The following is a 12,620-nucleotide window of genomic DNA, read 5'->3' as shown; positions in this document are numbered from 1 at the left end:
TCCCTAGCGTCTACCGCCTTCTAGCCCCTTCTGCCCCTCGCTAAAATGCCCTAGGACTCACTGTTAACTTATCTACGGCTCACCGATAACTTATCTAACTTATCTAACTTATTTCCCGACCCATCCCCATCCACCCATGGACTATCGGCCCCATGGACTTCACCCACCGGGCCCCATCCATCGCCCTCGTCCCTCCCTTATCTGCGGATGCCCCACAGCCACCGGGCCCGCCACCCTCATAGCCCATCGGCCCATCAGACTAGAGATCGCCGCCCATCGGCCCCATGTCCACCATCGCGCCGCCGGATCAGTCCCCATGGGCCAGCCCGACCATGCCCCATGGACTTCACCCCCCGGCCTCAGTCCTGCCCACCGGCCGCCGGGCCAACCATCCATGGGGAAAATGCCAAAAAACTCCCCACTCAAAACCCTGAAACATAGTCCGCCCCTTGGCCCTCGGCAGGAAACCCGCGGCTACCGGATGCACCGATCTAATCGTGGATACCACCGGGCCGCTACCCCATGGGGCCCCCACATTGCCCATTCCTCCCTAGAGGATAGCTACCGGGCCGGGCCCTACACCCTGGCCAGCCCCCACAATGACCCTACGGATTACGGATACCGACCGGGCCGCCCTGCCCTCGGCCGCCAACCCCTACCAAATTTTTCCCCCAGGACTGATCGCCCAAATCCACTGCCCATGGACTAGCGATCGCCGCCCACTTCATAGCCCATCTACGGATGCCCCTTCCATGTCCGCCGGACAACGATCCGATCATGGATGCAAACCATAGCCGCCCCCATGGACTTCCCCCACCGGACTCATACCCTCCGGGCCGCCCCATGGCCCCCCACAATGATCATTTCTCCCTAGAGGGGGGCCCAGCGATCAGTGGTTTGTTGATGAAGTCATTGACACTTCGACATCGGTGACAGATTATTGTCGATGATGTTATTGACACGGTGACATGACTGACGCTGAAATTTTGTACGAAGACGAGGCTTTAACATCCATTAAAGATTACTTAGAACGGACAAGGTTAAAGCGTCCCACACTGTACAGCCGGATGAATGCCCTTGGTATAGAACCCGTTAAGATTGGTCGCAATAGCTTTCTGACGGAAGACCAGATCAAGGAATTAGAGCGGTTGCACGAACATCTAGGGCGTGGTCGATCAGTTGCAGATTTCGGTATTGATGATGTCATTGATACACCAACATCATCGACACAGCTAACGAAAAAGATGAGTGCAGCACTTGCTTCATCTCGATCTATGGAAGGGTTAATGCTGCTTGCGGAAGCCTTTGCAGACGCAACTAGACCCGATGTAGGACAGGTTTTACTGAATCGGCTGCGTTTACTTGAAGAAGCTGCACAGAATGAGTGGGTGTTTAGTACAGGTGAATTAGCCGAGTTGTTAGGGGTTAGTGGTTCGTCCTTAACTAAGCATCAAGCATTCAGACGACACGGCTTTAACTTTGTCCGTACTCAGTCGCAGGGGCGATCTGTGCAGTGGTGTGTTTCTAAAACTACCTCCTAACTTTAGCTTTGCATCAATTCAGCATCTAAAAGACCTTCTAACATCTGTCTCGCAAGTGGTTCGGCATCATCTCATAATTGCTCACCTAACATAAACGTTGTCTGCCACCCGATTCCAGCAGCAACTACAAATTACGGATACCCACCGGGCCCGACCCCCTGGCTCATCAAAATAGCGATCGCCGAACCTCTACGATGATCACCTAGAGCAGTTGAAGCGAGAGGCCGTAAACGATGGCTAAGAAATTTTCCAATCTTCGCAGTCAAATGTCGCATGAGGCACAAGCCAAGGCGCAAGCGAAAGCTGTGGCAATGCTGGAAGAAATGACCCTGCATGAGCTACCGATTATGGATACCGACCGCCCCATGCCCTAGCGATCACCGGCCCGGGCCCATGGCCACGGCCGCCGCAAAAATACCCCAGGCCGCCCCATGGCCACGGGCCACCCCCTGGCCACCGGCCGACGGATGCACCGATCTAGTCGTGGATACCGGCCGCCGCCCTCCATTTTCCCCATCGCCATGCCCATCCCCCCATGGCCACCCTCCATCAAGTTTCACTTACGGTTTTGGCAGTTTTCTCGGTGAAACCCAGCCCCCGTAAGACTTCTATTTACTTACGATCTGACTCAGCCCATCACAATAGCGATCGCTCTGCCCATGGCCGCCCCATGTCCACGGCTACCGGCCGACGGGGCCATGGACTTCCCCCATTCCCCCCATCGCCCAGCACAAAATACGGATACCCCATGGCCACCGGGCCCATAGCTCCCCCATGCCCCGATCACAGAATAGGCCCCATGGCCGCCCTCTATTTCCCCCATGGAAACCACCGCGCCACCGGATCAGTCCCTTGGCCACCCCCTGGCTACCGTTTCGATCATGGCCGCCCTGCCCTGGACTTCCCCGCGCCGGACACAGGCCCCATCGTCCGCCCCACAGCCCATCACAAAATAGTCCCTCTGCCAATCGCCCCCATTGGCCACCACCCCGACCATGGCCATGCCCACCACAAAATAGCGATCGCTAACCCCATGGAGCAGGCCGCCCCCAATACCCGCCATCGGGATGAGCCGCTGCCCTCCCCCCTAAGCTCCCCCCATGGCCACCGGATACCGATCTGATCATGGATACCATTGATCTGCCACAGCGATCGCCATCGCCATCTACGGATTACGGATACCCCCCATGGGCCACCACTCCATGACCCCCTGGCATCGCCATCCACTTTCCCCATCGGACTCAGGCACACACACCGGGCCGCCCCATGCCATCCCCCCGAAGCTCCCCATGCCATCGTCGCCCATCCGATCATGGATGCAAACCATGGATACCGCCGATAAAACTGGGCTACCACTTTTTGATTTTTTTGCCTGAATCACAGTCCTAGCAAGCCTTTAACTGCACTACCACTCCTATTGATACCATCCCCCACCCTGCATCCCAATATTCCCCATCGCCCCGACCATGCCCCGATCACAAATCACAAACACAATGCCCCTGCCCATGCCCTCGCTCTGCCCCATGGATACAAACGATGGATACCGATCACCGCTGCCCCATCTTCCCCATGCCCTCCGGGCCACCCCACGGATACCGCCCCATAGCGATCGCTGCCCATCTGCCCATCGCCCTCCATTTTTCCCAGTCATCAGTCCCCATGGGCCACCCCGACTATGCCCTCCGGGCCGCCGCAAAAATGCCCAAAAGCTCCCCGCTCAAAACCCTGAAACATAGTCCGCCCCTTGGCCCTCGGCAGGAAACCCACGGCTACCGGATGCACCGATCTAGTCGTGGATACCACCGGGCCGCTACCCCATGGGGTCCCCACATTGCCCATTCCTCCCTAGAGGATAGCTACCGGCCCGGGCCTACACCCTGGCCAGCCCCCACAATGACCCTACGGATTACGGATACCGACCGGGCCCCAGGCATCCCCGCCCCTGCCCATGGCCACCTACCAAAAATCCATGGATACCGCCTACATCAAAATGGCGATCGCTGAACGCTCTCCATTGCACATCACACTTTCCCTAAGCAGTTGGAGGCTCACCGTACATTTCTTTCATGGCCTGGATCACATAGTCTCCCAGGCTTATCCCTTTCTTGGCAGCCTCCGATTTCCAGTGATTACGCCATTGACTGGGAACACGCACACACAGATTGACCATTTCTCCTGCTTGCATTGCTTCATGCAATGAGGATTGTATAACTTCCTCTTTTTTGGCTTGACTGATAATCTGCTTGTAGTTAACCATGATGTCCTCGAAGTATACTAATGACTTCCCGTCCTACTGCCTCATAATCTCGCCAGGCTATGCGGCCCCGACTATCAGGAATATCCCGAATCGCAACTCCGAGGGCGGCGGCCTTTGTGAACCCAGACGAACGGCGAATTTGTGCAGTAAATAAGGGAATCTGGGCTTCTGTTAGAGCCTCCCGTACTTGCTCTGCCTCTTTACTCGGTGCAGGTGGACAGATGGTTAACAGAACTCGATATAAACATTGACTCGGTAGTTCACTAATCATGTCAAGGGTGACACTGAGGCTAAACGCATCGGGTAAACACGGGACAATGACTAAGTCAGCCCCTTCTGCAATTTCTTTTAATTCATTGCTGCTTGGCCTAGCAGGGGTATCGAGGACTAAATATGACTTGCCCGGAATATGCCGGGATGCTGCTTTCTCGTTGGTCACGATAAAGGCTTGCTGACGATTGCCTCTATCCGACCACTTTTCACAGGTGCGATTCGGGTCGGAGTCAATTAATAAAGTTGGTGTAGATTTGCTCAGGAATGTTGCCAGGTGGATCGCTGTTGTGGACTTGGCAATCCCGCCCTTAAACCCAGTCACTGCAATGATTTTCATAATGAAACTATGAAGCAATGAATCTATGATTGCATGAAATTATCAAAATAGTAATACCATTTTTAATATGCAATGAGGATTGTATAACTTCCTCTTTTTTGGCTTGACTGATAATCTGCTTGTAGTTAACCATGATGTCCTCGAAGTATACTAATGACTTCCCGTCCTACTGCCTCATAATCTCGCCAGGCTATGCGGCCCCGACTATCAGGAATATCCCGAATCGCAACTCCGAGGGCGGCGGCCTTTGTGAACCCAGCCGAACGGCGAATTTGTGCAGTAAATAAGGGAATCTGGGCTTCTGTTAGAGCCTCACGTACTTGCTCTGCTTCTTTACTCGGTGCAGGTGGACAGATGGTTAACAGAACTCGATATAAACATTGACTCGGTAGTTCACTAATCATGTCAAGGGTGACACTGAGGCTAAACGCATCGGGTAAACACGGGACAATCACCAAGTCAGCTCCTTCTGCAATTTCTTTTAATTCATTGCTGCTTGGCCTAGCAGGGGTATCGAGGACTAAATATGACTTGCCCGGAATATGCCGGGATGCTGCTTTCTCGTTGGTCACGATAAAGGCTTGCTCACGATTGCCTCTATCCGACCACTTTTCACAGGTGCGATTCGGATCAGAGTCAATTAATAAAGTTGGAGTGGATTTGCTCAGGAATGTTGCCAGGTGGATCGCTGTTGTGGACTTGGCAATCCCGCCCTTAAACCCAGTCACTGCAATGATTTTCATAATGAAACTATGAAGCAATGAATCTATGATTGCATGAAATCATGAAAGTAGTAATGCCATTTTTAATAAAATCATGCAGTGATACTTGAATGCTGTGATGGGTCAACGACCTCACCCACAAGGGATTCAGGCTTGCCTCTAAAGCCTAAGACCTGAAGCATCCGGCAGATTGACCGCTGCCTGTTCTTCTGTCCCTAGTAGGGTAGTGGAAAGTATGTAGTCGTCTTTATGCTTCTTCGCTGCATTGCAATCAGAATGATCGCGGTTGCCACGGTGAAAGCGAGACTCCGGGCGATTCGTTTTTCTGATCGGCTTGCCTGACTGTTTCACAGTTTCAGCTTTTTGTTCGGCAGTATATGTTCGTCTTGGTTTTTGGGGCATTTCGACTTTCTCCTGCATTGGCAATCACGAGCGTCTGCCCTGGCTGCAATACGGGAATCAAGCAGGTTTCTAGCCATACCTCAAAGATGGAGCGATTACACATGCCGTCTACGGTAAATGGAGCCATCAATTGCCCTGCACACAAAGCCGCAATCATATTGACCCGTCCACTCCGACAACCTGATTTGAGGGCAAAGAGACGCTCCCCTTTTAGGTTATAGCCATAGTCATATTGGTCACGATTATCCATCCCTGATTCATCGGCATAGACTATCGATTCCGACTCAACCGTTCCTAGCTGGGCTAAAAACTCAACTCGCTGCTCTTCGTTACACTCTTGGTAGCCATAGCTTTTTTTTACGGGTGAAGTTGATGCGCTTGAGAGCACGGCTAATGGTTCGGTCACTAATCTCGTCGTCCCATAATTCCGCGAGTTGCACTTGCGTTTTATCCGAATGCGTCCCAACAAACGTTTTGAATGTGTCCCAATCGATAATTTTATGGCTATGACCGAAATGATTGTGGGGGCGCGATTGAAGGTCTCCCATTTCTGCCCTGAGCTTGAACCACTGATGAATTGTGTTGCGGCTGATTCCAAATGCCTCACTCGCTTCACTCCGAGTCATCCCGTTGAGTTCGATGGCTTCGAGGACTTTACGACGAAAATCATAGTCATAGGCTTTGGGCATGAAACGTTCTCAATCAAGGGCAGATTTTTCCTCTATATTATGTCCTAATCTATATATGCAGTTGCTATATCTATAAGAAATGGCGAATAGTCAAGGCGCACTGGTCACAACAACATAGGTTGCCTCGGTAATTCGGTAAGTGCCGTCTGAATTTTTCTCCAGGAAATCAATTCCTTTGTCAAACAGGATGCGGTAAGTCGGATGATTGTGTAGCTCGATAGTCAGGTTTCGACCATGGGGAAAGGGTGGATGGAAACGCTGGGGATAGGGACGCATTTCAACAGTGAGCCGTCCAGTGAAGTGTGATCCGATTCGTTCTATCTCTGTCCGTCGTTGGGTACTACGATAGTGGTATTCATCCTTCAATTGCTGAATCTGAACCACGTTATGGGTGTTCTCATTAAGCCAATTGCCTTGCAGTAAGGCTGCCAGTCGCTCTGCGCCTGATCGCTGCAAATAGCGATCGCAATAGGTTAGTCTTTGCACCTGATGCCCCTGTAAGACTGGCGCGATTCCCAGCCGTTGTTGCAGTTCAGCCAAACTTAAATTTCCCCATTGGGGTGTGGGGAAGATCACGATTGTATCGGGATCTTCCAAGGTTTGATCTGAGACGGGACTTGCTTGTGCCTTCAAGGACTGTAAATCCTGCCAAACCTGATTAACACCCCGTTGACTGCTGGTCTGGAACCACTCGACTGGTTCTTTACTCTCCGTTAGGCGCAATTGAAGGGCGATGCGATGAGGTAATTGACTGCTGAGGCAAAGGGTGGGCAATTGTTCAACAGGGTTTGTGTAGAGCCGTAACAAGCCCTGATCAATCCATTGTGCTAAGCGCTTTCGTAGGACTCGAATGGAGTCATCATTGGTGCGATCAGGCAGGTGGGTCACAATCAGTTCTAGTGGCGCAGTCCGATCAAGTGCATCCACCATCTGGGTCAGTCGTTTGAGCGTAAACGGTGCGGTGATGCTGGGCAGGTAGAGCAGGCTAAGTTCACCTGCCATTGTGCTATGGCTTTCCAATGCAACCATCATTTGCGCCAGACTGACGCGGTTGGCATCGGGGGCAAAAGATTGAAGGGCAGCATCGGGCTGGACTCGCTCGACGATCGGACGTAAAAAGTTGGCGACAACTTGGCGATTGAGTTCGTGATGGAAGATTTGATTGGTGTAGGTGCGTAGACAGTCGTAACAACTGCTGCTGCAACTACAGGATTCAACAAATTGGAAGGCGCGTTGCAAGATTGTGGGAAAACATTCGGCAATGCGTTTGCTGTAGCCTGCGCCACCGGGAACGTTATCGTAAAGGATGATTTCGGCTGCCCCTGTATGGATCTCTTCCACCGGACGGAATAGCCCATCTAATTCAGCGCGGGGCACGTCAATCACTTGAGCGGCAGCCGCTAGTAGTGCATAGGTGAGCGATCGCCAAAAACCTGCTCCTGTGACCGGAATGCTTGCTTGATTGCGATCGCCATCGGTATCGGAGTGAATTTTACCCCCTGCATCTAGGTGCAATACCGTACCAAATAAGCGCGGGGGATTGATGGTTGGCGTAAAGCGCAGCTTGAGCAAATCACTGCGAAATTCATGACCTAAATGGATACGGCGATATTGCCCTTGGCATTGGCTCCCGGTGATGGGATGGTTATGATCAACCCTTCCAAAGAGACGATTCATAGGGGCTTTATCGGTTTGATCACGTCCGCAGCGTTCACAAATTGCAAAGCCATAATGCTTAAATCCTCTTCCAACTTGATTTGCCAGGAAAAATCTACCGCCTTGGCTTAGTGTCAAGTGATACAGGTCAGCCTGGATATGCTCCGGATGATTGCCCTCCTGGGCTAGAAACACCTGAGAGGTGGGTTGGCGCATCGGTTTGCTATAGGACGTAACTTTGGGGATTTCACTCCAATCAGTAGTAAATGCCTTGGGAATTTTGTAGGATCGGGGTTTTTGCTCATTGGTAGATAGTCTGGTTCGACAGATCGGGCAATTGGGATCGCCTTCGGCGACACCTAACCGGGTGAGAAGATCGGTGTTTGTGCTGGCTGCCATGAAGAAATTGCAGGCTTGACAAACCCAATAGTGGCGGGTAGGTAAGTCATCAGGGCGCATCACACCAACGCTGGTATGGACGCGATCGTCTACTACAACATCCTGTCCGGGGGCATATTCTCCCAGGGCAAGCCGACGATCTCGCTGGAGGCGATGTTTGCCCTGTCCCTGGAAAAATTGGCGGCTCTCTCTGGTCAGCAGTTGGACGACATCAATGGGAAAGCCATAAATGGGTAGAATGCCCGCTTTTGCCAGTTCCTCATGGAGTTGTTGTTTCTTCAGTTTGTCTAATTCATCGCGCACGCGATCGCGCTTATATTCCAATGCCTTTTGCTTTTTGGTTTTATTGGCATCTTCTGCCTCTCGCACTGCCTGTTTCAGCTCTTGTAAGACCGTTGCCAAGCCATTCCAATCTTGTAACTGCTCGGTTTGAAACTCCTGCAAATCTGCTTCAAACTGTTGCACCACAAAAGCAATGGGTTGTGGATTGTGCAGCCGTTCTAACCATCGTTGCGTCAGGTCTTTTGCCCGATCGCTATGGAGCCACTCCTGCAAGCGATGGATCATGCCTTCAGCAGGAATTTCAGACAACGTGATAAACGTATTAGGCAGTCCTAAAAAGCGGGCGATTGTCACTTTTTCTGCCCCAACTTGATATTCGGTGCGGAGAAATTTGGCTAATAGCTCTGCGCGAATGTGGCGTTTTTGAATTTCAAAATTGCTGGGATCAAGTTTGGGCACTTGATTTTTGCCGTTGATCAATTTATCAGGTTGTTCAAAGTAGTAGCGATCGTGGGGGCGACGTTGCCCATACATCAGCGTAATTGCCACGCCATCGGTGCGCCGTCCTGCTCGTCCTGCCCGTTGCTGGTAATTGCTGACATGGGGCGGAAAGTTTCGCAGGGCAACCGCTTGCAATTCGCCAATATCTACCCCCATTTCCAGGGTGGTTGAGCAACTGAGTAGGTTAATTTTGCCTTGACGAAAGCGACTTTCGCGGCTTGCCAGTTCGTCAGTGCCCAGTTGAGCCGTGTGTTCTTGTGCGCGTAACGGTAAGAACGATCTCTCCTGAATCAGATGGCGGTAGTGATGATCGGCTAATTGCTCTGGCTGAAAGAGTTGTAATATCCCCTGACAGCGGGGCGCAAGACAGAAATCGACTCCAAATTGAGATTGTCCCTTTAAAGTTGATAAACCGGGACGATGGAAAATCTGCTGACAGGTATTGCATTGATGCCAGTCTGTTTCGGTTCGTCGGAGATTGAGCAATTCCCAATGGAGTTGTCGCCCATCCTGATACCGCACTAGAGAACCCTGCCGCAGTAATTCATCAAACAACCATAGCAAGTCTTCTTCTGCAGGGAAATCGCCCAGAAAATTACGGTAGTAGGTCACAATCTGGTTTTGCCGCTCGGTGGAGTCACCGTTGGATTTTTTGCGCCAGAGAAAGGCGATCGCTTGTTGAGAATCAGTGGGATCTCGACGCAATTTGAGATAGATCTGAGAACGCCCTTTGCTATCCAAGCGAGCTGGTTGTCCGCCTTCAATGCCACCTGTTTCTGGAAAATACCGTGACGCGCCTTGTAAATCAACCGCGCCCGTCAGACGAATGGTGTCTGTTAATCCCGTCAGAAAGAGTAACGCTTCGGCGTGATTTAAACCAAACCGCTCTGCCACCTGTCCCAACATTGAATCATGCCACTCCAAGTGACAGGCAAGTAAACCCAGGGCTTCAATCGAAAAGCGACGAGCAGAGGGCAAGCCAAATTCGCGTAACAGTAACTCTTTTGCACGACTTTGAGCGCGTTTTTTACAATCGATCACGTTGAGACTAATTTCTTCATTCTCATCGTTAGCAACATAGCTGCGGTGGTGTTTATCAGATTCTCGATCGGGATGGGGAATGGAAAGGTAGAGAAACTGTTCGACTAAGTACTCTTCGATCTGATTGATGGAAGCAACCCCCTCCTGTTGCACCGCTGCAAATGCCTGCCAGACGATCTGACGATAGAGCGTTTCGGTATGTGTGCGTTGGAAGTCAGAAGCAAAGAAGGCGGCATCCTGACGACCATCAGAGAAGGTTAAGAGTTTACGTTTCGTTGCCTGGGCGGAAGCCTGTCCAGGTTCTGGCAGTAGCTCGAATAGGCTATCCAGCATGACTTCCAGGGGGGCATCGGTGTAGGAAACAAACCGCCCGATCGCCGCTGTTTGCGCTCTTCCTGCTGCACAGGCTGGACAGCGAGTTAAGTATCCCCCTTGCCGATTTTCAGCCTTGGGCGGCATCTTTTTCGTGTCGGGCGGTATCTTTGTAGTGTTGGGCTTAACCTTGGGCGGCATCTGCCACTGTAAGACCCATTTATCCGCATTATTTGTGGAAACAGGTGGGGTTGGCGATCGCCTGCCAATCCAGCCATTGGTCTGGCTTCCTGGTTGAATTGTGAACGTTCCAACATTGACGGCAGTAGGTTGATCGTCCGCTTCGTCCGCTTCGCCCGCTTCGTCGTCATCGCCCTCATCATTGGTGATGCTATCCAGGCTGCCAGCAGTCAGTACATAAATAGAACTACTGTTTTCGACGGCTTCCAGAGAGCGGGGCAAGAGTTGCAGTTCATCGCCAGTGCCCAGATAGGTCAACCCATATGCCTGTCCACATTTGCGGCAACTGGATAGTTCAAGCACCGGAGCTGCACAGCGCTCACAATGGGTCTTGCTATTGAGGTAGAGTTTGCCGTAGCGTTTGGGGCGTTCAGGATGATTGGGATCTACCGACGCTTCAGGACAGTTGGGGTTGACACAGGCATACAACCCTTCGATGCTGCGAAACAGCAGGTGTAGCCGCACGGGTAGCAGAGGCAGATCGTCAGGATTTTGCCGTGCCAGTGTGCTTAATTGCACCAGATTGGAGAGGGCAATTTCTAGTTTGGCTTCTTCTTCGGGCAAAATACTGCCGTCGAGCGAAGTGGGAATGTGCCAAAGGGAGGGCGATCTAGCAATTTGATCCCAGGGCTGGGGCGACTGGCTCAAGAGTGCAATCAACCGATGCACTGTGGGATGCTGCTTTAGCGCCAACCAGAGAAAATGGTGAACATCGTCGGATGCTTCTGCCGCCGTTTGGAGTATAGGATCAGGCACTAGATAGCTGAGTTGTTGTCGCCATGCCGCGATCGCATCAGTCAGAGCAGGCAGTTCCAGGTCGCAGAAATGCTCATAAACATCGGCTTCTGCCAACCCGTCTGGTAGGTCGTAGGGATTGCCCAGACGTTCTGCCACCGGGACGAGATCGCCCCAAATCACTCGCTTAAATGGTTCACTAAACAAGTCGCCCACAAAGGCTTTCACCTGTTCTAAGACCTTTGGATCGCCGCGATCACCCAAACTAGCACTGGTCGCAATGCCCCGTAGTTTCCCTGCCTCCTCAATGCCCACTGCCGTTCGCAACCGCTTCAACAGCATTGCAACTTCTGTTCCAGTCGAACCATTGTAGGAGTGCGCTTCATCCACCACCAGCAACTTAAAGTCATGGGCAGACTCAAAAATTGCCTCCCGCTCTCTGGGGCGAATCAGCATATGCTCCAACATGGAATAGTTCGTCACTAGAATCTGGGGTGGGTTGTCCCAAATCTCCTGCCGAGAAATTGCCTGCACCCGCATAATCTGTTGCAATGCTTCCCGAACCAGATATTCTGGACGGCTGAGGTTGAGCGATCTCCGCTGTTCCTCCGTGAACAGCTGCAACAGTTCATCGCGATCGCTTGCCTCCAGTTCATCCTTCAATACCTCTACTGCCGCTTGCTGGGCTGTCACTGTTCGGCTGGTATAAAACCCAAACCGAATCAACGCCTGATCCTCACCCTGTCGACAAAGCAGTTGTCGCAACCGTTTCACCTGATCATTCACCAGGGCATTCATCGGATACAGAATCAGGGCTTGCATACCGTACCCCGGTTGCTTCAGCAGTTGATCCAGCATTGGCATCAAAAAGCACTCCGTTTTCCCAGAACCAGTGCCCGTCGCAACAACAATGTTTTCTTGCTCTTGCACCACTGCCCGAATCGCCGCTTCCTGGTGTTGGTAAAGGGCACGGGTGGGATTAAACAGCCGTGCCATTTCTGGATGCAGTACTCCTTCTGCCACCAATTGCTGGATTGTGCTGGCAGGCTGATAGGGCTGTGCGCCTTCCAGGTAGGGATGCTGTGAGATCGTACCCGGTGCTTCTAAAAGCTGCTTGAAGCCAGAGCGCAGATGCGGATCGCGCAGGGGATAGGCGGTCAGAAAGTAGCGGATGAGGTTCTTGCGGGGTTCAGTAGCAGCGTCAATCGGGTTGAGATAGTGGGACATGGCGGA

12 protein-coding genes and 1 pseudogene are annotated in these 12,620 nt (G+C 52.1%); 5 read left to right on the top strand and 8 right to left on the bottom strand.

Annotated elements, in window-relative coordinates; all coding sequences use genetic code 11:
- Nucleotides 1–136: 136 nt before the first annotated feature.
- From L3556_RS13935 to L3556_RS13925, 3 genes are all read left to right on the top strand, one after another.
- Nucleotides 137–709, top strand: a complete 573-nt coding sequence (locus tag L3556_RS13935) for a hypothetical protein (protein ID WP_277867943.1) — start codon at nucleotides 137–139, stop codon at nucleotides 707–709.
- Nucleotides 710–968: 259 nt separating this feature from the next.
- A complete protein-coding gene (locus L3556_RS13930; protein WP_277867942.1) occupies nucleotides 969–1,541 on the top strand; it encodes a hypothetical protein in 573 nt (190 codons plus the stop codon).
- A 233-nt stretch (nucleotides 1,542–1,774) separates the two neighbouring features.
- Complete coding sequence (locus L3556_RS13925) at nucleotides 1,775–1,915, top strand: hypothetical protein (protein WP_277867941.1); 141 nt, start codon at nucleotides 1,775–1,777, stop codon at nucleotides 1,913–1,915.
- A gap of 3 nt (nucleotides 1,916–1,918) precedes the next feature.
- Here the strand turns inward: L3556_RS13925 and L3556_RS13920 are convergent, their stop codons facing one another.
- Both L3556_RS13920 and L3556_RS13915 read right to left on the bottom strand, forming a co-directional pair.
- Nucleotides 1,919–2,101: a hypothetical protein gene (locus L3556_RS13920; RefSeq protein WP_277867940.1), complete on the bottom strand. Its 183-nt coding sequence runs from the start codon at nucleotides 2,099–2,101 to the stop codon at nucleotides 1,919–1,921.
- Nucleotides 2,102–2,169: 68 nt separating this feature from the next.
- The gene (locus tag L3556_RS13915; RefSeq protein ID WP_277867939.1) at nucleotides 2,170–2,328 is read right to left on the bottom strand and encodes a hypothetical protein; all 159 of its coding nucleotides are present in this window, start codon (nucleotides 2,326–2,328) and stop codon (nucleotides 2,170–2,172) included.
- A 12-nt stretch (nucleotides 2,329–2,340) separates the two neighbouring features.
- Between L3556_RS13915 and L3556_RS13910 the strand changes: the two genes are divergently transcribed.
- Nucleotides 2,341–2,664: a hypothetical protein gene (locus L3556_RS13910; protein ID WP_277867938.1), complete on the top strand. Its 324-nt coding sequence runs from the start codon at nucleotides 2,341–2,343 to the stop codon at nucleotides 2,662–2,664.
- Nucleotides 2,665–2,706: 42 nt separating this feature from the next.
- Here L3556_RS13910 and L3556_RS13905 read toward each other — a convergent pair whose 3' ends face one another.
- Entirely contained in the window at nucleotides 2,707–2,868 is a 162-nt protein-coding gene (locus L3556_RS13905) for a hypothetical protein (RefSeq protein WP_277867937.1), read from the bottom strand.
- Between the two features lie 209 nt (nucleotides 2,869–3,077).
- Between L3556_RS13905 and L3556_RS13900 the strand changes: the two genes are divergently transcribed.
- Nucleotides 3,078–3,545, top strand: coding sequence for a hypothetical protein (locus tag L3556_RS13900; RefSeq protein WP_277867936.1), 468 nt, complete (start codon nucleotides 3,078–3,080; stop codon nucleotides 3,543–3,545).
- A 28-nt stretch (nucleotides 3,546–3,573) separates the two neighbouring features.
- Here the strand turns inward: L3556_RS13900 and L3556_RS13895 are convergent, their stop codons facing one another.
- The 5 genes and pseudogenes from L3556_RS13895 to L3556_RS13875 all read right to left on the bottom strand — a co-directional run bounded on the left by L3556_RS13895 (nucleotide 3,574) and on the right by L3556_RS13875 (nucleotide 12,614).
- Nucleotides 3,574–3,798: a hypothetical protein gene (locus L3556_RS13895; protein WP_277867919.1), complete on the bottom strand. Its 225-nt coding sequence runs from the start codon at nucleotides 3,796–3,798 to the stop codon at nucleotides 3,574–3,576.
- Complete coding sequence (locus tag L3556_RS13890) at nucleotides 3,791–4,408, bottom strand: ParA family protein (RefSeq protein WP_277867935.1); 618 nt, start codon at nucleotides 4,406–4,408, stop codon at nucleotides 3,791–3,793. Before L3556_RS13890 ends, L3556_RS13895 begins: the two co-directional genes overlap by 8 nt.
- Before the next feature lie 125 nt (nucleotides 4,409–4,533).
- Nucleotides 4,534–5,151 carry a ParA family protein gene (locus tag L3556_RS13885; RefSeq protein WP_277867934.1) on the bottom strand — a complete coding sequence of 206 codons (618 nt, stop codon included), beginning with the start codon at nucleotides 5,149–5,151 and terminating at the stop codon, nucleotides 4,534–4,536.
- A 394-nt stretch (nucleotides 5,152–5,545) separates the two neighbouring features.
- Nucleotides 5,546–6,221 (bottom strand): annotated as a pseudogene (locus L3556_RS13880) (transposase); the annotation flags it as partial.
- Nucleotides 6,222–6,311: 90 nt separating this feature from the next.
- Entirely contained in the window at nucleotides 6,312–12,614 is a 6,303-nt protein-coding gene (locus tag L3556_RS13875; RefSeq protein ID WP_277867933.1) for a DEAD/DEAH box helicase, read from the bottom strand.
- Nucleotides 12,615–12,620: the final 6 nt, after the last annotated feature.

The sequence above is a fragment of the Candidatus Synechococcus calcipolaris G9 genome, from assembly GCF_029582805.1.
Lineage (GTDB): Bacteria > Cyanobacteriota > Cyanobacteriia > Thermosynechococcales > Thermosynechococcaceae > Synechococcus_F > Synechococcus_F calcipolaris.
Note: the sequence above shows the minus strand (reverse complement) of the source record. Positions and strands in the feature narration are given on the sequence as shown.